We start from the raw sequence: 405 nt of genomic DNA, 5'->3' as shown, positions 1-405 counted from the left end.
TAATCAGTGTCGGTACCATTTGGAGTACCATCACCGTCCAGGTCGCTGTCACCTCCTGCCACAGGGTCGTTAGCGTCGTTCGGGTCTGTGTTGTTTTGATATTCAGAGCCATTGGTAAGGCCATCTCTATCGGCATCTCCCAGCTCAGAATAGTCAGGATCTCGACCGTTTTTAATACCATCTCCATCTAAATCTCCATGTCCACCCATCACTGGGTTATGTGAATCGTTGGCATTAAATCCATTTTCTACTTCTTCGTTGTCTGTCCAGCCATCCCCATCAGTATCGACCTGTAAGTTGTAATCGGGATCAGCGCCATTCGGTGTGCCATCACTATCATGATCCATGTTGCCACCCGCAATGGGGCTATTTGCATCAAGAGGATCGCTTCCCTGCCCATATTCT

Annotated in this window: 1 pseudogene; it reads right to left on the bottom strand. The window is 48.6% G+C overall.

Features of this window, described 5'->3' with window-relative positions:
• Positions 1-405: pseudogene (locus tag ACP45E_RS22415) on the bottom strand (hypothetical protein); the annotation flags it as partial.

This window comes from Vibrio genomosp. F10 str. 9ZD137 (genome assembly GCF_049974785.1).
GTDB lineage: Bacteria > Pseudomonadota > Gammaproteobacteria > Enterobacterales > Vibrionaceae > Vibrio.
Note: the sequence above shows the minus strand (reverse complement) of the source record. Positions and strands in the feature narration are given on the sequence as shown.